Here is a 26,404-nt window from a genome sequence, read left to right as displayed (position 1 = left end):
TCTAATGCCATTCATTTAAGCATCATTTGTTATATTGTCATGTTTAGCATTTAGCGCTAAGCATACAATAACTTAATAACGGTGCACTTGTTTATCTTGAATATCTGACGCTCTGTATTCAAGCACTTTGTTTACCCTAAAAAGAGTGACAATAAGAGAGGTTGCGTCACTTACGATAACCTAATTATGGATAGTAAGTAACCGCGCTTGAGACAATAATATTTAGTAAAGAACTCTAAAAACTAAGAAAAAACCACTAAATAGTTGTTAAATAGACATTTTTTACGATAACTATACAGAACGTCGCCCACAGTTATATTAGTTAATGATTGTTGAAAAATCTAGTCTTTTCTATCGATTCATTAGCCATAAATTGTAAGAGGACTTATTACTATTGGTTATAGGACAAATAAAACTGCTATTAAAATTTTAATGCAAACCATATAAACGACATTTAACAAAAGGCTTTGATAATACTTAGCAATAGTAGCTTGCAGCTTATTGTAACGATAAAACTATTTTGTATAGTGCTAAAAAAACCCACTAACCAAATAGCTAGTGGGTTAAATTAATCAGACAAAAACTAATTACTCTTATCTTCTATTAGCGCTTTTATACTATCACTATTATTTTTGGGTGGATTAGCGCTAGCACTTTTGCCATTAGCATTTGAATTATTGTTCGTGCTGCTAGGGGGCTTAGGTGTTGGCACGACTGGTGGCTTTTTACTAGTAGAGTTATCTGCCGGTGCCGCAGGCTTTTTATTTTCTGATGCCGCGGGCTTACTTGCGTTGTTTTCGTCTTTTGGCGATGCTTCAGATATTGTTTTCGTCTCCCCACCAACTGTACGCTCTTCGCTAACAGACAACGTGGCAGAGGTATCTACCGACTGACGAATACTTTCTTGAGTACTACTACTATTAGCGCTTTCTTGGTTACCTCGATTACTGGTAGCACTGGCTGCTTGAGCAGCGGCGTCAGCAGCTTCTTCTTGCAAACGAGCTGGCACTTCGCGCTTGGTAGGTTTTAAATCAACGGCACGTGTACGTTTCGTACTTAGATCTTTTACTGGATCAGGACGCTCATAATTATCAATAATACTGACATACCGATTAATCTCTTCTGGCAATACACGTACGTTTGTAGGTAGCTTAAAGTCTATTAGCTTTGCGGCTCCTACTGCTTCTTGCGGGCTACTCATAATCCCATAAGTCAGCATATAACGGACTTGTTTTTCATCATCAAGATAACGGAAATAAGCAAATTTATCACGATCTTGACGGCCTTCTAAGTAACTAACAATCACATCGTTTTCAGAGACATTCATTACTTGAACAGTCCACTTGCCTTTGTTAGCTAGCAGATAACGCTTGTCTTTGAACTCATCAGGATAATCGCGCAAATCTCGAATCGTTGCATCAAAGTTAATCGGTTGTACATCCGTATCTAGCTCATGCAGCGATTCGACTTTTAGTGGTTGCTCAAACTCTTCATTCAAAATCTCTGGCGCTGATATTGGTGCATTTTCAATTTTGGCACCCATGGCTGGCGTTTGACTAAACATCCATACTAACGCTGTGACCACCCCTAAAAGTAGGGTCACTATTAGCCAAATCAGTGCTTGACGACTGTATGATTGGCTAGCAGTACGCGTTTTTGTTTTTGATGTTGCCATGAGGCGGTCCTTGGTAAACACATGTTTTACAGCATAATATAAATGCTTATTTAAACAGAGGTACAGCTAACCAGTTGGCTATAAGTACGAGATTTTAGTATCAATATATAAACGATAAATTCTTGAGACGTTACGCGCTATGTTTTGACAAAACTTCATGCAATAGTTCGCCGTCAAACTCATTAGTCATTACCGCATCGCCAATTGATTTTAACAAAATTAGGCGGATTTGTCCGTGTTTCACTTTTTTATCGTGGCCCATTAAATCTAGAGCAGTGTCTACATCGATAGCTGGTGGCGTAATAGGTAAGTTTGCCAATTCTAAAACACGCTTAATACGTACGACTTCATCATCAGTTAGCCAGCCAATCTTTTGCGATAGCTCAGCTGCTTGTACCATGCCAGCCGCTACTGCTTCGCCATGTAACCAATTGCCATAGCCTTCATGTGTTTCAATCACATGACCAAAAGTATGACCAAAGTTCAATAGCGCGCGCACACCGGACTCTCTTTCGTCTTGTGCCACTACATCGGCTTTGTACTGACAGCAGCGCTTTACGGCTTCACCAAGTACTGCCAAGTCAAGCGCCATCATTGCAGGCAAGTTTGCTTCAAGCCACGTTAAAAACGCCTCATCCATGATAAGGGCATATTTAATAATCTCGGCCACTCCAGCCGATAGCTCACGTGCAGGCAGTGTCTTAAGCGTACTCATATCAGCAAGCACCATTTGCGGCTGCCAAAAAGCACCAATCATATTTTTACCTTGCGGATGATTGATACCTGTTTTACCACCAACACTAGAATCTACTTGTGACAATAGCGTCGTTGGAATTTGAATAAAGTTTACACCACGCATAAAGCTAGCAGCAGCAAAGCCAGTCATATCTCCCACTACACCGCCACCAAGGGCAACAAGTGTCACATCGCGATTGAAGTGTTCTGTCATCAGCGCATCATAAATCTGATCAATACTTGCCTGATTTTTGTATTGTTCACCATCTGGCAGTACGCACACCTTTACCACAAACTGCTCTGCCAGCTCATCTTCTAATGCTTTTAAGTATAAAGGTGCCACAGTGTCATTAGTGACGATCAAAACCTGACGACCATTGACATAAGGCGCGATCTGCTTCGCCATACTGCTATGCTCAGTCGCAGATTGTTCAGTAATGACAATAGGATAATCATGACTTTGCGTATGAACTATTAGGCCATCATGAAACGGCATTACCATGTGATACTCCTAAAGCATTTCTAATGAGGTAAAAGTAATTGAGTCTGCATATCAATATCGTAGTTGCCAGTCTATTACTAGTCTTCTTGGTGCGCTGATGCGTCGGTAGTGCAATCGACGAATGATTCTAACTGCTGCATCAATTGATTGACCATGTGGCGTGGGTACGTGTGACCAGTAGGCATAATAATATGGGCGACTTGGCGATAGAGTGGATCGCGAGCACTATACAAATCTTGCAATATCTTTCTAGGATTAGGCTGCTGCAATAATGGTCGAGACTTGTCTTTAGAGGTACGGGCTAGTTGCACCTCAACCGGTGCGTTAAGATAAACGACAATGCCACGCTGTTTTAGGAACTCTCTGTTTTCAGCACACATGACTGCACCGCCACCGGTCGCTAATACGATTTGAGAGTTTTGGGTCAATTCATCAATGGCACGCGTTTCACGCTCACGGAAACCTGCTTCACCTTCTTTGGCAAATATCCAAGCAATGTCGGCACCTGTCTGCGATTCAATATACCAATCGCTGTCTACAAAAGTGCGACCTAACTGCTTGGCAAGCAGTTTTCCGATTGTCGTCTTCCCTGCTCCCATCGGACCCACTAAAAACACCGACGGTAATTCCTGCCCCATAATACTTACTCAGCTAAATTAGGTATGATACAACGTCATTGTTATTCTGGCTAGTAATGAGCCGTGATTATTGTGAGTAAAATTTAGAGTGCATCATTCATCGGTACATACATAGATATTACAATACGAAAACCACTAATCTCGCGCATAAAAAAAGTAAGCACTAGGGCTTACTTTTTTTAGCAACTAGCTAACCGCTTTAGGACTAGTTCAGACGACTCGTACCATCATTAATAAGCTTCGGAGTTACGAAAATAAGTAGCTCTTCTTTGTCGTTGCTTCGTACATCTTTACGGAAAGCACGACCAATATAAGGCAAATCACCTAAGAAAGGGACCTTAGTTACTTCGTTATTGGTACGGTTTTTAAAGACGCCGCCTAGCACCACTGTCTGACCATCTTCAATAATAACATTGGTTGATATAGAATCCTCAGAGATAGCAACCTGATTATTGATGATAGTCGGCGTGCCATTGGTAATGACCAATTGCAAACCAATTTTACCATCAGGTGTGATATTTGGTGTCGCTTCTAGACTTAATGCAGCCTCTTTAAAGCTGGTTGTCGTCGCACCACTGGCTGATGCTTCTTGATAAGGAATCTGAGTACCAGAAGAGACCTTTGCTGTCTGCTTGTCTGCGGTTAAAATCTTAGGTGTAGAAATAACTTCACCACGGTTATCCGCTTGCAGTGCCGATAGCTCAAGATCTAGCATCACATCAGACATACTGAGCAAACCAAAGGCGATACTACCCGCTGGGTTGGAAACACCCAAATCAACGTTTAAGTTATCAGGACGACTAATGTCATAAGAAGGATAAGAAACGGTTTGACCATTAACGGTCGTCGTCTCTACATCAAAATCTTTTAAATCCCATAAGGTTTGATCGCTACCGCCAACCAGTAAACTGCGGTTGTTGGCCGCACCATTTGACAAGATACCCCAACGAACACCAATCTCTTTACTGAAGCTATCAGTTGCACTGACGATACGTGCTTCAATCATGACTTGACGAACAGGAATATCAATTTTGCTGATTAGTTTATGAATGTTTTCGATACTGTCAGCAACGTCTTTAATAATCAAAGTATTGGTACGTTCGTCAACCGTTACCGTCCCACGATTGGACAACAACGTATTATTATCCTCACGATTTGATAGGCCACTATTATTACCGGTCGCGCCGCTACCTTGCGAAATAAGCGTTAAAACATCTTGTGCCTTTGCATAGCTTAAACGAATGTACTCAGTACGCAAAGGTGCGTAAGATTGAACAGCTTGCTGTGCTTCTAGTTCACGTGCTTCTTGCTCAGCGAGCTCAGTAGAAGGCGCCACCAAAATTACATTACCATTTTCACGCTTGCCTAGATTTTTACTTTTCAAAATAATATCGAGGGCTTGATCCCAAGGAACATTAATCAAACGCAAAGTGATGTTACCAGCAACAGAATCACTTGCCACGATATTCATCTCAGTAAACTGCGCCAAAATATCTAAGACACTACGAACCTCAACATCTTGGAATTCCATAGATAGCGGTTCGCCACTATAAACTCTTTCTTCCAGCGTCGGCTCACGTAACAACTCAGGCTTTTTAATACCAATATTCAACTGATTACCTGATTGGTAAGCCTGATACTCATAATCGTCATTCATGTTAATGGTGACGACGCCATTCTGTCCTTGGTTTTTGGTATCAATACTACCAACAAGACCACTGTTAATATTCAATCGGCGCAATAAGTTTCTCGGAACCGTACTACCAGTCAAACGTACGACAAGTTTATTACCTTGGCGCTGCACATCTACTGGAATAGCTTCGTTGGCCAGTACCATACTGACGTTACCGCCACCATCGTTACCTGCTGAAAAATTGACTGCGCTTAGCCCATCATAACTATACTGTTTGCTTACTTGTGAAGCTGCCAATTGCGGGTTCAAAAGCGGATTGACTCTGACAACCATCGTATCAGCTGGTACTTCGTTCTTCACCACAACCTTGCTCGTAGTACGTACAGGTGCTACTGGTACAGTGGAGCTCTCAACAATAGGCGTAACAATTGCGGTCGTTGTCATACTATTATTGTTATTGAGCACATCTTGAATCGGGTCGCTGGTAATGACGGGACGATTAGGGTCAGTGATGGTTAGCAATAAATCATTGCCTTCAATCGCTGTTGTATAATTTCCGGATTCTTTTAAACCAACGATGAGGCGCGTGGTACTGTCACTGCTTAGCGTCGTAACGTCATTGATCGCACCGATATTATATTCGTTAAAGCGGCTAGCAAGCCCATTCTGTACTTGTTCGAAATCTAGGACTAAGCGACTAGGATCATCAAGCTGATAGGCTGCAGGCAATACTGGCAATCCTGTAAACCCCAAACGCATTTGCGTCACTGCAGGTGCGGTCTGTACTACAGAGACATTATCGATGCGCTGTGCAGCATGAGCACTATTAGTCACAGCCACCATACTGACCGCCAGTGCTGAAATGGCAAAAGCAGAAGACATGCGGTTGCTCATCATCATTACCTTGTTATTGCGTACTGTCATTATTTATTCCTCAAAAAATCTGCCGACTTAGCTTATAGGGGATACCAGCGACTGGGGTTTTTCTACAAACCCTGCGCGGCTATCTGGCACAATTTCAATCAAGTTAACCTGGGTCGGCGTGATTTCAACAATACGGCCGTCATTCAATCCAAGATAATCGCCTACTTTAACACTGGCAACCGAACCATCAGGACGTTGTATCAATGCATATCGCTGACCTTCGGGCGAAATCACCACACCTCGGAAGATCAATTGCGACAATTCATACTGCTCAAGCGGTTCTTTGATTCTGTTGATATCTGGTCGTACACCATCTATAGGAGTGGTCGGGCCTTGTACATTGACTAAACTCGGTGGTAAAAATGGACTACGCTGCGAGCTAGCGCTATATACAAAATCCTCTACCAGCTCGGCTTTAGGCGGCGGCTCAATAGGCTGTGCAGGCTGGTTGCGGATATCGGTCATTGCCTGCTCTGCCATACCTATACGGTCACTACACCCTGTCATAGATAAAACAGTGACACTTAAAACCAATAGCATGTGCATTCTTTGGATATTCATTAGTTGCCTCCTGCATTTGCATCAGTAGCAGCGGCTGCATCGCCTTCAGGAGCCGCTTCTTTAGAGCGATAAGTCTTAGTTTGTAAGACTAAATTGAGCTCTGGCAAAACATCTAAAGTAGGCTGCGGGTTACTGACTTCAAAATCATGCATCGTGATAATTCGAGGCAGTGCAGCCAGACCACTGATAAAGCTACCAAACTGATGGTACTCACCCAAAGCCGCGATACGTATTGGCTGCTCAATAAAGAATTCATTTTCAATTTCAGGCTCTACTGAAATATCCTGAAAACGGATATTACTACCAACGCCTGTCATGTTTATGCCTTCTACCAATTCTGACACACGCGTATCTTTCGGCAACTGATCCAACAAAGTATTAAATTCAGTTTCCATTTGGACAACTTGCGCCTGATACGCTTTTAAATGACGTGCGCGCGACTCTTTTTCGCGGTAACTATCGAGTAAAGTCTGCTGCTGGCTTTCAGCCGCATTAATCTCGTCAATTTTGCTACTGATGGGTAATGCCCATGACAATGCTGCGATGAAGGTAATGATAAGTCCAATCACTGTCACTTTTACAGGTAGTGGCCAACTGCCATAATTTTCTGAATCTAGCGACTCAAAACTACGGCGAAACTCATTTAGATCAAATTGCTTTTTTGGCTTTAAAGCAGATTTTTTGGTTTTAGAGAGGCTCTTTTTGCGGATAAGCTTCATAATGCACCTCCTAGACCAGTATCGGTAACAGCAGCAGTCGGAGTTTCAGATTGTACTCTAGTCGTTACTACAAACTGTACGTAACTATCTTCAGGATAAACAGGGCGCGCTTGCTCACCAGTATTAACCGTATTGTTGAGGGCTGGAGCAGCCTCATAAGCGCTAATATTCTGTTGAATATTACTTACTGCTGAGTTGCCCATCCATTTACTGTTATCAAGATTACGAATCAGGCTAGACACAATATTTGGATTATCCGCTAAGCCTGTCAAAGTTAGCGTATCGCCTTCACGTTTGAGGTTATTTAGATAAAGTGCTGGTGGAATAGCTTTAGCGAGATCGTCCCATAAACGTACAGGCACAGGACGTCGTCCCTGCAAGTCTTGAATGACTTGCATGCGTGAAATAATGTCTTCACGGCGCTGCTCTAAACTGTCGATCTCGGTCAATGCGGTGTCTAAGCGAGTGTTTTCTTGTTCGATCAATGCGTTGGCATCAAGCTGCTCATCAAGTTCATTATTAAAATAACTCCATGAAGCAAAAGCTGCTAATAGTGTCAGTAATGTCACCGCCACTATCAATGTCATAAACTCTTTGTTACGACGTTCACGCTCTTCTTGTCGCCAAGGTAAAAGGTTAATACGAGCCATTAGTCAAAGCTCCTTAACGCAAGACCGCATGCAGCCATTAAGCTTGGCGCATCAACCGCCAGTTGCTCATTATCGATATTTGGTGCAATAGTCATATTGGTAAAAGGGTTGGCAACACTAACAGTTACACCCAGCTTTTGTTGTGCCATACCAGCGAGACCTGCAATAGAACTGCTGCCTCCTGCAAGCACAACATGATCGATACTGCTATATTGACTTGATGAGAAATAAAACTGTAAAGAGCGAGTGATCTGTTGAATGGTATTTTCTATAAAAGGGGTCAGTACTTCAGGATAATAATCATCAGGTAAGGTACGTTCGCGTTTACTCAATGTCGCTTCTTCTGCTGATAGGCCATAGCGATTTTGTATTGCCTCGGTCAGCTGAGCACCGCCAAACAATTGCTCACGACTATAAATAAACTCGCCATTCTTAGCGATATATAATGTGGTCTGATTATGGCCAATATCTACCAACGCTACTAGTTCTGGTACATTCGGTAGGCTATCTACCATCAATCCAAACGCGCGCTCGATTGCATGAGACTCGATATCCATAATTTTCGTTTGCAAGCCACCAAAGGCCAAAGCATCGACACGTTGGTCGACGTTCTCTGAGCGAGAGGCAGCAAGCAACACCTGAACCATATCTTCACTAACCAAAGACGGTCCTAATACTTCAAAATCTAGATTGACGTCTTCTAATGGATAAGGCACATACTGGTCAGCATCCAAACGTATTTGCGCCTCACGCTCAACATCGCTGAGTGTCATATCCATATCAATGATTTTAGTAATCACCGCAGAGCCAGAAACAGCGGTCGCAGCATTGCTACCCGCGACTTGGCAGCGTCGTGCCAAGACCGTTATAATATTACCAGCAGCTTCTGTATCTACTAGAATCTTATCAACCACGATACCTTCCGGTAGTCTTTCAATACCATAAGATTTTAGGTGGAACATGCCTTGCTGACGCTGTATGTCAACCAACTTTACTGAAGTGGCACAAATATCCACGCCAATCAAATGTCGACTTTTGGAAGTAAATAGCCTCACTAGCTCTATACCTTATATTAAGTGTACAATCTGGTAATTATTTGTAATAATTCAATACAATACTTTACTTAATTGATAGATTCAAGCATTTAAAAATATATTAAGACCAACTTACACATTTATTATGACCTGCCTATTTTGTTCAATGTATAATAATATTGTCTGCTACAAATTCTAACTAATAAGTCTTATTATGGCCAAAACAAATGCTACCGCTCGTCTCATTCGCTTTTTGGTGGGACTCTTTATCGCTTGCCTAGCATTGGCAGTTGTTCTAGCACTTGCTGTACCTATTGGTTTTTATGGGATGGCCATGTATCTATCGCCGACCCTACCTAGTACGCAAGAGATTAAGACGGCTAAACTAGAAATGCCATTACAGATTTATAGTAGTGATGATAAATTAATTGGCCAATACGGCAATCGTTTATCTTTACCAGTTAGTTTTGATGAGATTCCTGAAGATTTAACACATGCTTTTTTAGCGGCCGAAGATGCTTCTTTCTTTCAGCATAGTGGAATTAGCATTAAAGGTCTTGGTCGCGCTGTCACCGAAGCAGTCACTGATGACGATGGTCAGACCGGTGGCTCTACCATTACGATGCAGGTCGCTAAAAACTATTTCTTAAGTCCAGAACGTACTTTAAACCGCAAACTCACAGAGTTGTTTTTGGCGCGGAAAATCGAAGACGAGCTGAGTAAAAATGATATTTTGACGCTATATGTCAATAAAATCTATCTGGGCGAAGGTGCCTACGGCATTCGTGCAGCGGCCAAAAAATACTATAGTAAGTCATTAGACAATCTAACCATTGCTGAAATGGCCATGTTAGCCGGCCTACCAAAAGCCCCTTCTAAATATAATCCTGTTGCCAATCCTAGCCGTGCACTGACTCGCCGCAACTGGATCGTTGGACGCATGCATGAGCTTGGCTATATTACTAAAGCTCAGTACGATGAAGCGGTCAACTCCCCTATAGGTATCAACCTATATAAAGAAAAGCTCGATGTAAATATGCCTTATTTGGCAGAAATGACGCGCGCTTCTTTGGTCGAACGTTATGGCGATCAAGTCATGCACGGTGGGTGGCGCGTACGTCTCACAGTAGATAGTAAAGCGCAAACAGATGCAGAAGCAGCAGTAGTAACAGGATTGATTGCCTACGAGCATCGCCATGGTTGGCGCGGGGCTGAAGCAAATGATGAGCCTCTCGAGAACTTCCAACGCTACAGCAATATGTCTCCTGCCAAAGTGACCAAAGTCAATTCTCGTAGTTTTAATGCAGTCCTACAATCTGGTGAAGAAGTGACCGTTAATTGGTCTGGTATGAAATGGGCACGTAAATATATTTCTGCTGACCGTATTGGTTATTACCCTAGCAATGCCAGTCAAGTTGTTAAGAAAAACGATATCGTTCGTGTGATACCTACTACGAATGGCAACTGGCAACTAGGTCAAATACCTAAAATTCAAGGCAGTTTGGTCTCGTTAAATCCAGAGACTGGTGCTGTCAATGCATTGGTTGGTGGCTTTGATTTTAACCACAGTAAGTTCAACCGCGCTCTACAGGGCTGGCGTCAACCTGGCTCAACCATTAAGCCACTTGTTTATACCGCTGCTTTAGAAAAAGGTTATCGTCCAGATACCATCGTTTCTGACCGAGCTATTCAAGTAGGTGACTGGAAACCGAAAAACTCTGATGAACGTTTCTTAGGTGATATCACTTTACGTCGTGGTTTATATTTGTCGCGTAACCTCGTATCTATTCGCTTGTTACAAGCGATCGGTATCTCAAGTACGCGCAACCTATTAGATGAATTCGGTCTTGATAAAGAAAAGCTACCAACAACCTTGTCATTAGCACTTGGAGCAGGACAAGCCACACCATTACAAATGGCCACGGCTTACTCAACCTTCGCCAATGGTGGTCATCGTGTCCAACCTTACTTTATTGAACAAATTTACAATTATAAAAACGAGCTGTTGTTTCAGGCAAATCCACGTCAAGCGTGTGCACTATGCTTTAACGAAAAACTTGAGAAGGTTAATAGCAGCTTAGTTGAAGAGTATGAGAAGTCAATTGAAGCGCCTGATGATAGTACTAATGAAATAACCGCTGATAATTCATCATCGAAAAGTAATGATGATAGCGAAACAACAGATAAAGAGCTTGATTTAACGGTATATAACGCAGGTCCACAGTCAGACCGCCTAAAAGCGCCTGCCGTACAATATGTAAGGGCCAAACAAGCACCGCGCATACTGCAACCTAGAGTCGCTTTTGAGATGGCCGATATACTACGCGATGTAGTCCAACGCGGTACAGCGGTAAGAGCAAAGGCATTAGGTCGCAATGATATCGGTGGCAAAACTGGTACCACCAATCAGGCCAAAGACGCATGGTTTGCAGGGTTCCATCCTACCAATGCGACAGTAGTATGGATGGGATTCGATCAACCATCTACTATGGGCCGCCGTGAATATGGTGGTGTGGCAGCGCTGCCAGTATGGATGGACTTTATGAAAGCTCAGCTGAAAGACACGCCAAGCCAATGGGTATCTATCAATAATCGCTCAAAATCCAGAAAGCAACAGCAAAGTATCATAGAGATGACTGATGATGGTATCCTAGTTAACGACGCCTCCAATAAATCAGCAAAACCAGTCAAGACTCAAACCCAGCAGCGTAAGCCTTCGGTTCCAGAGCCTACTGAGGAGACGAGCACTCCACCATCAACGAAACCAAGTAGCAATCGTAGTGATGACAGCGTACCGGAAAATCCATTAACGGTGACACCCGTTGAAAGTATGCCACCGATGCCAGAGTAACAAACAAGACTATTTTTAGTTAATAAGAAAAAGGCTTATTCAGCAATGACTGAATAAGCCTTTTTTATGCGCTGTAGACTATGGCCTACCCTACTTAATCATACTTTAAAATGGTTCAATAAATAGCGGTCAAAGAATAAATCTTCTGGTTTACTTCCTATTAGAATTCAACCATACCTGCACGCAGTTGTTCAATCAACTCTAAAAGCTGATTACGCCATTCCCGTATCGTTGTTTCATCAGGTAGCCATTGGTTAGATAAAGTGACAACATTGACAATCAAGTCTGGCGACGCTGAATGACTGCTTGGCGCTTCATCGACGATAGTATCTGGCGGTACTGCATAAAGACAACGCTGATAAGCACGTTCTATATTGGCGATAAAACCTTGCTGTTGCAGTTGCTGTAAACGCTGAATCTCAGGAGATACTTGGGTACGCTCGCTCAGTGCTTGCTCAATATCGAGCAAAGTTGGCGCCGTCATATTTAGGCTATAGAAATGACCGAGCTCCTGAATAAATGCCAATAAAGCACCATGCAAGTGAAAAATAGCAGTCTCACAGTGTGCTTGGTATAACTGCTTATCATTGGTACTTCCTGCAGATTGGCAAGATAAACGACAGAAATATAACTTTTGATTGGTTCGATCTGCTTGATATTTGGCGACGCGAGTTTTACCTGCCATTTGCTAATTATCCTTCTATAAGTAGTGAATTAGAGCCTATTTCCAGTGTACTATTTTTTTAGATAATAGCACCATGCCTTTCTCAGTTTTTTATACGCACAAAAAAGCCAGCAACTTAGGCTGGCTTTTTTATCAAATTAAGAATGAATCAGGATACTTAATGCGATTAATTATCTTGATTTAACTCTTGAGCAAATGCTTCGTCGAAGCTTGCAAAGTCTTTGCTATCAGTGCTTGCAGTCATATCAAACGCTGCATTCAAATCTTTATCTTGTAGCTTCTGATCTGCTTTCTCTTTACGTGCTTTATGATAAGCAAGACCCGTACCTGCAGGAATCAAGCGACCCACAACCACGTTTTCTTTCAGACCACGTAGCTCATCCACTTTACCAGTCACAGCAGCCGCAGTTAGTACACGGGTTGTTTCCTGGAAAGAAGCCGCTGAAATAAAGCTTTCAGTTGCTAGACTTGCTTTGGTGATACCTAGTAATTGACGCTCAAACTGTACTGGGAATTTATCTTCCGCTTCTAGCTTCGCATTCAATGCTTTGATATCTGCATACTCGACCTGATCACCTTTGAAGTGACTTGAATCGCCGCCGTCAGTGATTTCAACTTTACGCAACATCTGACGAATGATAACTTCGATGTGCTTGTCGTTGATTTTTACACCCTGCAAGCGATAAACGTCCTGTACTTCGTTGACGATATAATCAGCAAGTGCAGTCTGACCTTTCAAACGTAAGATATCATGTGGGTTCTGTGGACCATCAGCGATCACTTCACCACGTGCTACCGTCTCGTTTTCGAAGACGTTGATTTGACGCCATTTAGGGATTAGCTCTTCATGTACTTCACCATCTTCATTAGTAATAATGAAGCGGTTCTTACCTTTAGTCTCTTTACCAAAGCTTACCACACCAGTCATTTCTGCCATGATGGCGTGATCTTTTGGACGACGTGCTTCGAACAAGTCAGCAACACGTGGTAGACCACCGGTAATATCTTTCGTACCAGAAGACGCTTGTGGTACACGGCCTAGAATCGAACCTGCTGCCACTTTCTCACCATCGCTTACGCGGATGATAGTTTCAGCTGGTAAGAAGTAAACCACTTCTTTGCCTTCGTCAGTGTTCAAGATAATCGCAGGACGTAAGTCTTTTGCTGAGCTTGAACGGTCACGAGTAGCTAGAATCTCAAATGAGCTCATACCAGTCGCATCATCAACTTTTACTGTTGCAGTCATACCATCAGTGATGTCACTGAAGCGTGCTGTACCAGCAAATTCTGTGATGATTGGATGCGTATGCGGATCCCATTTAGCGATAGTTTGACCGCCTTCAACCTGCTCTTCGTCTTTCACAAGTACGCTTGAACCGTACGGTACTTTATAGCGCTCACGCTCACGGCCAAGCTCATCGGTCAATGCGATTTCAGCTGAACGCGATACGATGACTAAGTGACCATCGGTATGCTGTACTGTTTTCATGTTTTCAAAGTGCGCTTGACCAGCATTACGTACAGAGATGCTGTTGTCTACAGAGGCTGAACTCGCTGCCCCGCCCACGTGGAACGTACGCATGGTTAACTGAGTACCTGGCTCACCAATAGACTGAGCTGCCATAACACCGACTGATTCGCCGATATTCACTTTATGACCACGTGCAAGGTCACGACCATAACACTGTGAACATACGCCATGTTCGATATCACAAGTAATTACTGAACGTACCCAGATATCATCGATTGCGTTGTTATCAAGGACGTTAACCCAGTACTCATCGATCAATGTACCAGCTGGAATCAATACTTTATCAGCATCGTCATTATAAGTAACGTCACGAGCAGTCACACGACCCAGTACTAGCTCACCTAATTTCTCAATGATTTCACCACCTTGGATATGTGGCTTCATGAGTAGGCCTTCTTCAGTACCACAATCATCACTCGTGATAACCAAATCTTGTGCCACATCAACTAGACGACGAGTTAGGTAACCTGAGTTAGCTGTTTTCAGTGCTGTATCTGCTAGACCTTTACGTGCACCGTGAGTTGAGATGAAGTACTGTAGTACTGTCAAACCTTCACGGAAGTTGGCTTTAATCGGTGTCTCAATGATTGAGCCATCTGGTTTCGCCATCAAACCACGCATACCAGCCAACTGACGAATCTGTGCCGCACTACCACGAGCACCAGAATCTGACATGATGAAGATAGAGTTGAATGACTTCTGCTCGTCTTCTTCACCTTGTGCGTTGATAACTTTATCTGTTGCCAAGTTGTCCATCATCGCCTTAGCGACTTTGTCATTGGTACGTGACCAGATATCAACTACTTTGTTATAGCGCTCACCAGCAGTTACAAAGCCTTGCTCGAACTGATCTTCGATTTCGCGAACTTCGCCTTCTGCCACTTCGATGATTTGCTTTTTAAGTGGTGGAATGACCATGTCGTCGATACCGATAGACACGCCAGATAGTGTTGCTTGAGCAAAACCAAGATACATCAATTGGTCAGCAAACATAACACTTTCTTTTACGCCAACTTTACGGTAGCAAGAGTTGATTAAACGAGAGATGTTTTTCTTCGTCATCTCTTGGTTACACTCATCAAACGTCATACCTTTAGGCATGATGTTCCAGATAAGTAGACGACCAGCAACCGTATCTTTGATACTGATTTCTTTGGTCTCGTTACCGTCTTCGTCAATTTGTGTCTCAGTAACACGCACTTTGATTTTGGCGTTTACATGTAGGTCGTTTGAACCAATTGCACGCAATGCTTCATTAACGGTAGCAAAAATCATGCTCTCGCCTTTGGCATTGATAGACGAGCGACTGATGTAATATAGACCTAGTACAACATCCTGAGATGGTACGATGATCGGATCACCGTTCGCAGGTGACAAGATGTTGTTGGTAGACATCATCAAGGCACGTGATTCAAGCTGTGCTTCTAGCGTCAATGGCACGTGAACGGCCATTTGGTCACCATCGAAATCGGCGTTGAATGCAGTACAAACAAGCGGATGCAACTGGATGGCTTTACCTTCGATCAATACTGGCTCAAATGCCTGTAGACCCAAACGGTGAAGTGTTGGCGCACGGTTAAGAAGTACCGGATGCTCACGGATAACCATGGCCAGCATATCCCACACTTGTGGCTCTTCACGCTCTACCATCTTTTTGGCAGCTTTAATCGTAGTCGCTAAACCATGAGACAATAGTTTGTTATAAGTAAATGGCTTGAATAATTCTAGTGCCATTTTCTTAGGTAGACCACACTGATGTAGACGTAGTGTTGGGCCTACAACGATAACCGAACGACCAGAGTAGTCGACACGCTTACCAAGTAAGTTCTGACGGAAACGACCTTGCTTACCTTTGATCATATCTGCCAAAGATTTCAATGGACGCTTGTTACTGCCAGTGATGGCGCGACCACGGCGACCGTTATCAAGCAACGCATCGACTGACTCTTGTAGCATACGCTTTTCGTTACGCACAATGATATCAGGGGCGCTAAGCTCCAATAGACGCTTCAAACGATTATTACGGTTGATGACACGGCGATACAAATCGTTAAGATCAGATGTCGCAAAACGGCCACCTTCTAGCGGTACTAGCGGACGTAAATCTGGTGGTAAGACTGGTAAGATATTCATTACCATCCACTCAGGCTTGTTATTAGAGTCACGGAATGCTTCTAATAATTTAAGACGCTTAGACATTTTTTTAAGCTTAGTCTCAGAACCAGTTTGTGGAATCGCTTCACGAAGCTCATCAATCTCAAGATCCATATCGATATCTTTCAATAGGTCTTGAACGGCTTCAGCACCCATCTTGGCTGTGAATTCGTCACCAAACTCTTCAAGCGCTTTGTAATAATCTTCGTCATCAAGCAACTGGTACTTTTCTAAGCTAGTTAGCCCAGGCTCAGTAACGATATAGCTTTCAAAATATAGAACGCGCTCGATATCACGTAGCGTCATGTCTAATAATAGACCAATGCGGCTTGGTAATGATTTTAAGAACCAAATATGCGCCACAGGACTGGCTAGGTCAATATGACCCATGCGATCACGACGAACTTTAGCAGTCGTGACTTCAACACCACATTTTTCACAGATAACGCCTTGGAACTTACGGCGCTTATATTTACCACATAAACATTCGAAGTCTTTTACTGGGCCAAAGATTTTGGCACAAAAGAGACCATCACGCTCAGGCTTAAACGTGCGATAGTTGATGGTTTCAGGCTTTTTCACTTCGCCGTGCGACCATGACTTAATAACGTCAGGTGAGGCTAAAGTAATTTGAATGCTATCAAACTCTTGGTTACCGTTGCCGGTAGGGCTTTGCATGATATCGAGTAAATCTTTCAAGTTGCTTCTCCGTTATCTTTATAATCATCTGACAGCGTACCATTGACGCAGATAAGATGAATGAAGGCAATGAATAGGGTTGAGACAAATCACTAAAAGCAGCAGCAATAAAGCAGACTGCCTTTAGTGGACAACTAAGTTAAACAACGGGCTAGTTGCTTTGTTTTAACTCAATATTAATACCCAGTGATTTGATTTCTTTGGTCAGTACGTTAAACGACTCAGGCATGCCTGGATCCATATACTGCTCACCATCAACGATGTTTTTGTACATACGAGTACGGCCTTCAACGTCATCCGACTTCACCGTTAGCATTTCTTGCAACGTGTAAGTCGCGCCGTATGCTTCTAGTGCCCATACTTCCATCTCACCGAAGCGCTGACCACCAAACTGAGCTTTACCACCCAATGGCTGCTGCGTCACTAGAGAATAAGAACCCGTTGAACGCGCATGCATTTTGTCATCAACCAAATGGTTAAGCTTGAGCATGTACATGTAGCCGACAGTTACTTTACGGTCAAACTTCTGACCTGTACGACCATCATATAACGTCTGCTGACCATCGCGATCCATACCAGCAAGCTCGAGCAAGTCTTTAACTTGGCTTTCTCTTGCGCCGTCAAATACTGCTGTGCCCATCGGTACACCGCCACGTAAGTTGTCTGCTAGCGCCATGATGTCATCATCACTCAAGCTATCAAGATCAACTTGCTCACCACCTACTTGGTTATAGATTTTGTCCAAGAAGTCACGTAGCTCTTTGATCGCTGCTTGTGCTTTCAGCATACCGTCGATTTTTTCGCCCAAGCCCTTCGCTGCCATACCCAAATGCGTTTCTAGAACCTGACCGATGTTCATACGCGATGGTACACCAAGTGGGTTCAAGACGATGTCAACGGTATTGCCGTGCTCGTCATAAGGCATGTCTTCAACCGGCATAATGCGCGATACCACACCCTTGTTACCATGACGACCAGCCATTTTATCACCAGGCTGAATACGACGCTTAACGGCTAGGTAAACCTTAACAATTTTTTGTACACCGTGTTGCAAGTCATCACCAGCGGTCAATTTGCGTTTTTTCTCAGCAAATTTCACATCGATGTCTTTTTGCTTATCAACCAAGTAATCAGCGATTTGCGTTAGACGCTCAGAGATTTCTTCTTCGACTGGTTGAATGTCAAGTAAGGTCTCAAGGCTCATATCTTTCATATCAGCCAATGCCATCACTGTACCGGCTTTCAGACCAGCACCGCCGCTGACTTTTTGGCCATCTAATAGATTACCAATACGACCACGTGCTGCTTCTTCAAAGATACGTAGCTCTTCTTTTAAATCTTTACGGTAGCTATCAAGCTGTGATTTTTCAATCGCTTTAGCACGCGCATCTTTTTCGACACCGTCACGGGTGAATACTTGTACGTCAATAACCGTACCTTTACTTGAAGTCGGTACGCGTAGTGAAGTGTCTTTCACATCAGCCGCTTTTTCGCCAAAGATAGCCCGTAGTAGTTTCTCTTCTGGCGTTAGTTGCGTTTCACCTTTTGGCGTCACTTTACCAACTAGAATATCACCAGCGTCAACTTCAGCACCGATATAGACGATACCTGCTTCATCAAGACTTGATAATGCTGCTTCACCAACGTTTGGAATATCAGCAGTGATCTCTTCTGTACCTAGCTTGGTATCACGAGCCACACAAGTCAATTCTTGGATATGAATAGTAGTGAAACGATCTTCTTTAACTACTTTTTCAGATAACAAGATTGAATCTTCGAAGTTGTAACCATTCCACGGCATAAATGCGATGCGGATGTTCTGGCCTAGTGCTAGCTCACCAAGATCCGTTGATGGACCATCAGCCAAGATATCACCCAAAGCAATCTCGTCACCTTGGTTAACGATGATACGTTGGTTGATACAAGTGTTTTGGTTAGAGCGCGTGTATTTGATCAAGTTATAGATATCGATACCTGCTTCACCAGCAGTCATCTCGTCTTCGTTTACACGAACCACGATACGTGATGCATCAACATCTTCAATCACACCGCCACGCTTAGCGATCACACAAACACCAGAGTCACGAGCAACGTGACGCTCCATACCAGTACCTACTAACGGCTTATCAGCACGTAGCGTAGGAACAGCCTGACGCTGCATGTTCGAGCCCATCAAGGCACGGTTAGCATCATCATGCTCTAGGAACGGAATCAGACCTGCTGCAACCGATACTACCTGACTTGGTGATACATCCATATGCGTCACTTTTTCTGGCGGCATACGAACAAATTCACCATAGCTACGTACACTGACCATCTCGTCAGATAACGCGCCATCTTCAGTCATCGGAGAATCAGCCTGTGCAATGACAGTACCTACTTCTTCGATTGCTGATAGATACTCAATAACGTCAGTCACTTTACCATCAACCACACGGCGATAAGGCGTTTCTAAGAAGCCAAAGCTGTTGGTTTTAGCAAACGTTGCTAGTGAGTTGATCAGACCAATGTTTGGACCTTCAGGAGTTTCAATAGGACATACACGGCCATAATGCGTATCATGTACGTCACGTACTTCAAAGCCTGCACGTTCACGAGTTAGTCCACCAGGTCCTAACGCTGATACACGGCGCTTATGGGTAACTTCAGACAACGGGTTGTTCTGATCCATAAACTGTGACAATTGGCTTGAACCAAAGAATTCTTTAACCGCAGCCGCTACTGGCTTAGAGTTAATCAAATCTTGTGGTGACAAGTTGTCTGATTCTGCTGAGCTTAAACGCTCTTTTACAGCACGCTCAACACGTACTAGACCAACACGGAATTGGTTTTCTGCCATTTCGCCTACTGAACGAATACGGCGGTTACCAAGATGGTCAATATCATCGACATCGCCGCGACCATTACGAATCTCGATAAGCTCTTTTAGAACGTTAACGATATCATCGTTGGTCAATACACTGCGTTCGCGCTGGATATCAGGATCATCAGTGTTATCAAATTCTAAACCAAGACGACGGTTGAACTTCATACGACCGACGTTTGATAAGTCATAACGATCTGCATTAAAGAACATGCTCTCAAACAGTTTCTCAGCAGTTTCAACCGTTGGTGGCTCACCTGGACGCATTACTTTGTAGATTTCGATCAACGCTTCTTCACGGCTTGACGTGCTATCTGCACGTAGCGTATCGGCAATATAACTACCTTGGTCGATATCGTTCGTAAATAGAATGCTGAATTCTTTGATAGATTCACTGGCTTCAAACGCGCTCAATTTAACCAATAACTCATGGTCGATTGGCGTGTTTGCTTTAGCAATGATTTCGTCATTAACAACGATATCTTCTGCCAAGATACGCTCGTATAGGTACTCATCAGGCACAGCAATCTTCGTCATACCTGCTTCTTCAAGCTGACGGATACGGCGGGCGTTGATGCGTTTGCCCTGCTCTACGATAACGTCACCTTCAGGTGATACGATATCAAACTGAGCCATCTCGCCACGTAGACGATCAGCAACTAAATCAATTTCAAACTGCTCTTCGCCTTTATAAACAGCAACTTTATCAAAGAACAAATCTAAGATTTCAGAAGTTGTTAGACCAAGTGCGCGTAGAATGATTGACGCAAGTAGTTTGCGGCGACGGTCAATACGAGCAAATACTAAATCTTTTGCATCAAATTCAAAGTCTAACCATGAACCACGGTAAGGGATGATACGTGCGTTATAAAGCACTTTACCACTTGAGTGCGACTTACCTTTATCATGATCAAAGAACACACCAGGTGAACGATGTAGCTGAGATACGATAACACGCTCAGTACCATTGATAATAAATGTACCGTTAGCCGTCATCAAAGGCATCTCGCCCATGTAAACGCTTTGCTCACGGATATCTTTGATAGCAGCTTTGCTATCTTTGTCTTTGCTGTCTTTGTCTTTGATGATCAAACGGATTTTGACACGCATTGGCGCAGCAAACGTTGAACCACGTAAGATACACTCACGCTCATCAAATTCAGGCGTGCCTAAATAGTACTCAACAAATTGTAGCTCTGCGTTACCAGAGTGACTCTCAATTGGGAAAATAGAGGAATACGCAGCTTGCAAACCAGTATTCTCACGAGCTTTCGGCTTTTTGTGCTCTTGCAAAAATTGCTCGTAAGAATCTACTTGAATAGACAGTAAATAGGGAATGTCCATTACAGTGGGCAATTCAGCAAAACTTTTGCGAATACGCTTTTTTTCAGTATAAGAATATGCCATCGAGAGTCCTTACAGTAAACGTGGAAACAAATTAAAAGCGTGGCCAGTATGCATAAATACGATGCAAACGTGGCGACGTAAACGATAATATAAAACGGGTCTTCGTGTTCAGTTCATGTCTTTTCTGTCAATTACTACTTTACTCTTCAGTGCTTACCTAGCACACTTCACTTAATCTCATCGTTGCTTGCTAAATTCATGGTAAGTGAATCAGTCTATATGACTGTTGCAACCAAAAAATTCAATATTATATAATCTATAACACATTGCCTATCAGGCTTAATTTACAAATACCTTGCTGGGAAATAATGTCTATTAAGATTGCATCCATACCACTTGCCATCTAGACTACTTATTACCGAACCATGTTCCCTACACATACAAACTGTCTATGAGACTGAATATCGACAGTCATGCCACACCAAGTAGGCAACTTATGATCAACAGCTTTTTTAAGAATACCGCTTTTTTCAGGATTAATAATCGGGGTAACTATAACTTTTAGAATCAGTATAAACTATAGTGTTGATAGGAAAGCATGCAGACACAAAAAAATGCCAAACATCTACAGACGTTTAGCTAATATTAACTGATTTCAAAAACTGGCATGTGTGCTTGCATGTATATCGTCTGTCCTTTTGATGGGTATCCACCGTGATGTTGCATACGTATGTTGGCAGACACAAAAGGTCAAGCTACGAATTATAGTAAAAAAAAGCTGGCAATGCAAGGCATTACCAGCTTTTTTTCGTACAGTGTTAAACTTATTTTAGTTCAACAGTTGCACCAGCTTCTTCAAGTTTCTTTTTCAACTCTTCAGCTTCAGCTTTAGATGCGCCTTCTTTGATTGGAGCTGGAGCGCTTTCAACCAAATCTTTCGCTTCTTTTAGGCCAAGACCAGTAGCTTCACGTACGGCTTTAATTACGCCAACTTTCTTCTCGCCAAAGCTGGCAAGAACTACGTCAAACTCGTCTTTTTCTTCAGCAGCAGCAGCAGCAGGACCAGCAGCAGCAGGTGCAGCAGCAACAGCAGCTGTTACGCCGAATTTTTCTTCCATGTCGCTGATTAACTCAACGATATCCATTACTGACATTTCAGCGATTGCATTTAACACGTCATCTTTAGATAGTGCCATGAGAACTCTCCGTTATCTGATAAAAATTAATTGATTCTAATATCGCCTTGATTGCTTGCCTAATGTGACAATAAAATGCAACCAAAATTAGCGATGTTAAAGTTACGTTAAAACAAGCAATTAAGCAGCTTCTTTTGCGTCTTTGATTGCCGCTACAGTGCGAACGAACTTGCCAGGAACAGCGTTCATAGTCTGGACAAGCTTGGTCACTGGTGCATTCATAGTAGCCATCAAGATAGAGATTGCTTCGTCGCGAGTTGGTAGCTTCGATACGCGCTCTAGCTCTTCTGGACCATAAACTTCACCACCGACTGATACTAATTTGGTCTCTAAAGCTTTGTTATCTTTGCTGAAGTCGAAAACGACTCGAGCAGCAGATCCCAAATCTTCCATAGAGAAAGCCAAAAGTAGTGGACCAGTCATACGGTCTGACATGCTCTCAAACTTAGTGCCTTCAAAAGCGCGTTTTGCTAGTGTATTTTTTACCACTTTCAAAACAACACCTTTATCACGAGCTTGTTCGCGCAGCTTAGTAAGCTGTGCAACACCAATACCGTGATATTCGGCAGCTACTGCTGAGTAAGCATTAGCAGCAACTTCAGACACTTCAGCCACAACTTGTTGTTTTTGTTCTAGCGTTAATGCCATAAGTTGACTCCTTTAATCTTATCAATCGACTTATAATAAAAGTGCCAAAAACAAGGTTTTTATGCGCTCAAACTGTAAGCTAAGACTGACTTGATACGACACATTACCAGTGGATTCAATTAATAAAAAAAGCATCTACTGGTAACGACTGATTACGGCACCGTTATCAGAATGACGTTGAGTAATAGTTTGAAGGTTATAAATAACCTTACCGCCCTATTCGCTCGTGTCTTAAACTGTGTGGGCCACCGTCTGCGTAGGACAACTAAGATTTTCATCTGTCGTCGATTAACAAAAGTGACTTATCATCATAAACAACTATCCGAAGATCGCTAACTATGACTCTAAACTACTCTCTACCTACGGTCTTAGACAGCGTAGCAAATACTACGCTGACCTAATTTTTTAAAAACTGTTTGTATTTATCACTCAAAATATTTGAAGATAAAAACTTTAATTATTTAGCAGTACGATAAGGAACAGCGTCGATCGTTAGACCTGGACCCATCGTGCTAGACAAGGTAATTTTCTTAATGAAAGTACCTTTAGAAGTAGCAGGCTTAGCACGCTTTAGATCAGAAAGAATCGCTTGCGCGTTTTGCTCGATTTGATCAGCAGTGAAACCAACTTGGCCGATAGTTGCATGGATGATACCAGCTTTATCAACACGGTACTGAGCCTGACCAGCTTTCGCATTAGTCACAGCTTCAGCAACGTTTGGCGTTACTGTACCAACTTTAGGGTTAGGCATTAGACCACGTGGGCCTAGGATAGTACCTAACTGACCAACAACACGCATTGCATCTGGAGCTGCGATAACAACATCAAAGTCCATGTTACCGGCTTTAATTTGCTCTGCTAGGTCTTCAAAACCAACGATGTCTGCACCAGCTTCTTTAGCGGCTTCAGCAGCAGCGCCTTGAGCAAATACAGCAACGCGTTTGGTTTTACCAGTACCCGCAGGTAGGTTGGTTGCACCACGAACTACTTGATCAGATTTACGTGGGTCAACGCCCAAGTTTACTGCGATATCGATAGACTCTTTGAATTTTAGCGCTGGCAAATCGTTTAGGATTTGAACCGCTTCTTCAATAGTGTACTGTTTTTCGTTATCAATACGGCTTTGAATTTCTTTTTGACGTTTGGTTAGCTTAGACATTATACACCCTCCACGGTAATACCCATTGAACGTGCAGTACCAGCGATGGTACGGACAGCAGCGTCAAGATCAGCTGCAGTTAAATCTGCATTCTTAGTCTTAACGATGTCTTCTAGTTGTGCACGGTCAACTTTACCAACTTTAGCAGTGTTCGGTGTACCTGAACCTTTAGCAATACCAGCAGCCTTACGTAGTAAGTATGCAGCTGGTGGTGACTTCATGATGAAGGTAAAAGATTTGTCGCTGTATACTGTGATCTCAGTTGGGATCGGTAGGCCTGGCTCTTGGCCTGAGGTCGCAGCGTTAAATTCTTTACAGAACGCCATGATGTTCACGCCTTTTTGACCCAAAGCTGGACCAATAGGTGGTGAAGGATTTGCTTTGCCTGCAGGCACTTGCAGTTTGATGTAACCATCAATCTTCTTAGCCATGATACTCTCCTAAATGGGTGATAGCGCCAAATCAACGTGGTATATACCTAATTGACTAACAGCTCCCCGGTTGATGAATTTTTTGCTAATTTAGTCTAGTTTTTCAACTTTACTAAATTCAAGCTCAACCTGCGTAGGTCGATTAAATACGTTTACTGTCAGATGTAGCTTAGACTTCTCATAATCCACTTTTTCTACCAACCCTTTAAAGTCAGTAAATGGACCATCGATCACTAACAACTCTTCGCCTGGCTCAAATAGAGTCTTAGGACGTGGGTCAGTTTCAGTCTGGTTCAAACGGTTTAAAATGCGATCAGCTTCTACTTGTGTAATCGGTGCAGGCATCTCAGGCGTACCACCGATGAAGCCCATAATACGAGGGCAATCTTTTACGATGTGCCAAGTATTATCGTTCATCTCCATCTGGATCAATACATATCCAGGAAAGAACTTGCGCTCACTCTTACGTTTTTTGCCGTCTTTCATTTCGACGACTTCTTCAGTAGGAACCAATACATCACCGAATGACTCAGCGAAGTCACTACGGTTAATACGATCAGTTAATGAACGTTGTACTTGTTTTTCATATCCTGAAAACGCTTGGACAATATACCAACGCATATCACGCTCCTGATCATTATAAATAAGTCGTTATGAGTAAATGTCTCGCTAATAGTCACTAATACGTGCTATTAACCGATAAAGATACCAACGAACCAATTAAAAAAGTTATCCAATAACCAAATAAAGAAACCGGCAATCGCAATCACGACAATCACTTGCCATGTATATTGAAAGGTTTCGTCTTTACCTGGCCATGTCACTCGGCGAAGCTCAACGGCAGCGTCTTTTAACAATATTTTAAAAGCACGGCCTTGATGCGTTAGCGCCAAACAGACTAATGCAAATACAACAAGTACGACAATAATACCAATACGTACCCAAACATCGTTGGCAGGTTGCCAATAGCCTGGTAAGTATTGATTTACTAGAGTCGCACCGATTAATACAGCTGCGGCAAGTAGCCACAAAATCAAATCTTTTATTGAGCCAGTCTTAGCCACTTCAACAGCAGTAGTAACACTAGCTGAAACATGCTTATTTTTAGACAGCATTCCACCAGCAACCGCCTTGGCATCAGATAACTTAGTCTCGAGGTTATCTTGATCATTGCTCATAAAGAACTCGCTTCGGAGATGGTGGGGTACAACAAAGATGTGATAAGAAGATGGCAGGCGATGTAGGACTCGAACCTACAACCCTCGGTTTTGGAGACCGATGCTCTACCAATTGAGCCAATCGCCTATGGGTGTAAAGGACAGCATTATACAATATTTAGCATAGAATGCAAGCCCTTGACGGTAAAATTATTAATTTTACCTGATTTTGCACTGACGCAATCTAAAATAACTGCTAGCGTTAAGTGCAGCGATAATATAACAAGCTATGCCGTAGATTACAATATGCTATCTAACAAATAATTATATCTGTCACACATATAGCCAATTCATTAATACACGCTAGGTCTAATTCTATTTTTGAACGTGCTTCACTATCCCAATAAAAAAAGGCCACCCTAGATAGGATGGCCTTTTTTATGACTAACTCATAAGCTCATTACTGAGACTTAAGTCTTAGTTCAATACGTTAGCAACAACACCAGCGCCTACAGTACGGCCGCCTTCACGAATAGCGAAGCGAAGACCTTTGTCCATAGCGATTGGGTGGATAAGCTCTACGCCCATCTCAACGTTATCACCAGGCATTAC

General features: G+C 42.8%; 18 protein-coding genes, 1 tRNA gene and 1 pseudogene. 1 reads left to right on the top strand and 19 read right to left on the bottom strand.

What is annotated here, in order from left to right; genetic code table 11:
* Positions 1-583: 583 nt before the first annotated feature.
* The 8 genes from HCZ91_RS10350 to pilM form a co-directional block, all read right to left on the bottom strand.
* On the bottom strand, positions 584-1,675 hold the full coding sequence (locus HCZ91_RS10350; RefSeq protein WP_179799321.1) for a hypothetical protein: 1,092 nt from the start codon (positions 1,673-1,675) through the stop codon (positions 584-586).
* Between the two features lie 130 nt (positions 1,676-1,805).
* The gene (gene aroB / locus HCZ91_RS10345; protein WP_179799320.1) at positions 1,806-2,912 is read right to left on the bottom strand and encodes a 3-dehydroquinate synthase; all 1,107 of its coding nucleotides are present in this window, start codon (positions 2,910-2,912) and stop codon (positions 1,806-1,808) included.
* Between the two features lie 77 nt (positions 2,913-2,989).
* On the bottom strand, positions 2,990-3,550 hold the full coding sequence (gene aroK / locus HCZ91_RS10340; protein ID WP_102093188.1) for a shikimate kinase AroK: 561 nt from the start codon (positions 3,548-3,550) through the stop codon (positions 2,990-2,992).
* A gap of 205 nt (positions 3,551-3,755) precedes the next feature.
* A complete protein-coding gene (pilQ, locus tag HCZ91_RS10335) occupies positions 3,756-6,107 on the bottom strand; it encodes a type IV pilus secretin PilQ (protein WP_179799319.1) in 2,352 nt (783 codons plus the stop codon).
* Between the two features lie 27 nt (positions 6,108-6,134).
* Complete coding sequence (locus HCZ91_RS10330) at positions 6,135-6,668, bottom strand: pilus assembly protein PilP (protein ID WP_179799318.1); 534 nt, start codon at positions 6,666-6,668, stop codon at positions 6,135-6,137.
* Complete coding sequence (pilO, locus tag HCZ91_RS10325) at positions 6,668-7,387, bottom strand: type 4a pilus biogenesis protein PilO (RefSeq protein WP_179799317.1); 720 nt, start codon at positions 7,385-7,387, stop codon at positions 6,668-6,670. The genes HCZ91_RS10330 and pilO overlap by 1 nt, the downstream gene beginning before the upstream one ends.
* Positions 7,384-8,037, bottom strand: coding sequence for a PilN domain-containing protein (locus tag HCZ91_RS10320; RefSeq protein WP_102093193.1), 654 nt, complete (start codon positions 8,035-8,037; stop codon positions 7,384-7,386). The genes pilO and HCZ91_RS10320 overlap by 4 nt, the downstream gene beginning before the upstream one ends.
* The gene (gene pilM, locus HCZ91_RS10315; protein ID WP_102090385.1) at positions 8,037-9,092 is read right to left on the bottom strand and encodes a type IV pilus assembly protein PilM; all 1,056 of its coding nucleotides are present in this window, start codon (positions 9,090-9,092) and stop codon (positions 8,037-8,039) included. The genes HCZ91_RS10320 and pilM overlap by 1 nt, the downstream gene beginning before the upstream one ends.
* Before the next feature lie 193 nt (positions 9,093-9,285).
* Between pilM and HCZ91_RS10310 the strand changes: the two genes are divergently transcribed.
* Positions 9,286-11,922 carry a PBP1A family penicillin-binding protein gene (locus HCZ91_RS10310; protein ID WP_179799316.1) on the top strand — a complete coding sequence of 879 codons (2,637 nt, stop codon included), beginning with the start codon at positions 9,286-9,288 and terminating at the stop codon, positions 11,920-11,922.
* A gap of 160 nt (positions 11,923-12,082) precedes the next feature.
* On the opposite strand, the gene HCZ91_RS10305 is transcribed toward HCZ91_RS10310, so the two are convergent.
* From HCZ91_RS10305 to tuf, 11 genes and pseudogenes are all read right to left on the bottom strand, one after another.
* Entirely contained in the window at positions 12,083-12,607 is a 525-nt protein-coding gene (locus tag HCZ91_RS10305) for a DUF6586 family protein (protein ID WP_101204294.1), read from the bottom strand.
* A 166-nt stretch (positions 12,608-12,773) separates the two neighbouring features.
* Positions 12,774-16,991: a DNA-directed RNA polymerase subunit beta' gene (gene rpoC, locus HCZ91_RS10300; RefSeq protein WP_101204293.1), complete on the bottom strand. Its 4,218-nt coding sequence runs from the start codon at positions 16,989-16,991 to the stop codon at positions 12,774-12,776.
* A 151-nt stretch (positions 16,992-17,142) separates the two neighbouring features.
* A complete protein-coding gene (rpoB, locus tag HCZ91_RS10295; RefSeq protein ID WP_179799315.1) occupies positions 17,143-21,261 on the bottom strand; it encodes a DNA-directed RNA polymerase subunit beta in 4,119 nt (1,372 codons plus the stop codon).
* A gap of 764 nt (positions 21,262-22,025) precedes the next feature.
* Positions 22,026-22,397, bottom strand: coding sequence for a 50S ribosomal protein L7/L12 (gene rplL / locus HCZ91_RS10290; RefSeq protein WP_057761722.1), 372 nt, complete (start codon positions 22,395-22,397; stop codon positions 22,026-22,028).
* 120 nt (positions 22,398-22,517) lie between these two features.
* On the bottom strand, positions 22,518-23,045 hold the full coding sequence (gene rplJ, locus HCZ91_RS10285; RefSeq protein WP_057761724.1) for a 50S ribosomal protein L10: 528 nt from the start codon (positions 23,043-23,045) through the stop codon (positions 22,518-22,520).
* Positions 23,046-23,502: 457 nt separating this feature from the next.
* A complete protein-coding gene (rplA, locus tag HCZ91_RS10280) occupies positions 23,503-24,204 on the bottom strand; it encodes a 50S ribosomal protein L1 (RefSeq protein WP_057761725.1) in 702 nt (233 codons plus the stop codon).
* Positions 24,204-24,635: a 50S ribosomal protein L11 gene (rplK, locus tag HCZ91_RS10275; RefSeq protein ID WP_057761727.1), complete on the bottom strand. Its 432-nt coding sequence runs from the start codon at positions 24,633-24,635 to the stop codon at positions 24,204-24,206. Before rplK ends, rplA begins: the two co-directional genes overlap by 1 nt.
* Before the next feature lie 90 nt (positions 24,636-24,725).
* Positions 24,726-25,256 carry a transcription termination/antitermination protein NusG gene (gene nusG, locus HCZ91_RS10270; protein ID WP_057761729.1) on the bottom strand — a complete coding sequence of 177 codons (531 nt, stop codon included), beginning with the start codon at positions 25,254-25,256 and terminating at the stop codon, positions 24,726-24,728.
* Between the two features lie 71 nt (positions 25,257-25,327).
* Entirely contained in the window at positions 25,328-25,813 is a 486-nt protein-coding gene (secE, locus tag HCZ91_RS10265; RefSeq protein WP_179799314.1) for a preprotein translocase subunit SecE, read from the bottom strand.
* Between the two features lie 51 nt (positions 25,814-25,864).
* Positions 25,865-25,940: transfer RNA gene (locus tag HCZ91_RS10260), tRNA-Trp, on the bottom strand.
* A gap of 329 nt (positions 25,941-26,269) precedes the next feature.
* Positions 26,270-26,404 (bottom strand): annotated as a pseudogene (gene tuf / locus HCZ91_RS10255) (elongation factor Tu); the annotation flags it as partial.

This window comes from Psychrobacter sp. BI730 (assembly GCF_013414195.1).
GTDB lineage: Bacteria > Pseudomonadota > Gammaproteobacteria > Pseudomonadales > Moraxellaceae > Psychrobacter.
Note: the sequence above shows the minus strand (reverse complement) of the source record. Positions and strands in the feature narration are given on the sequence as shown.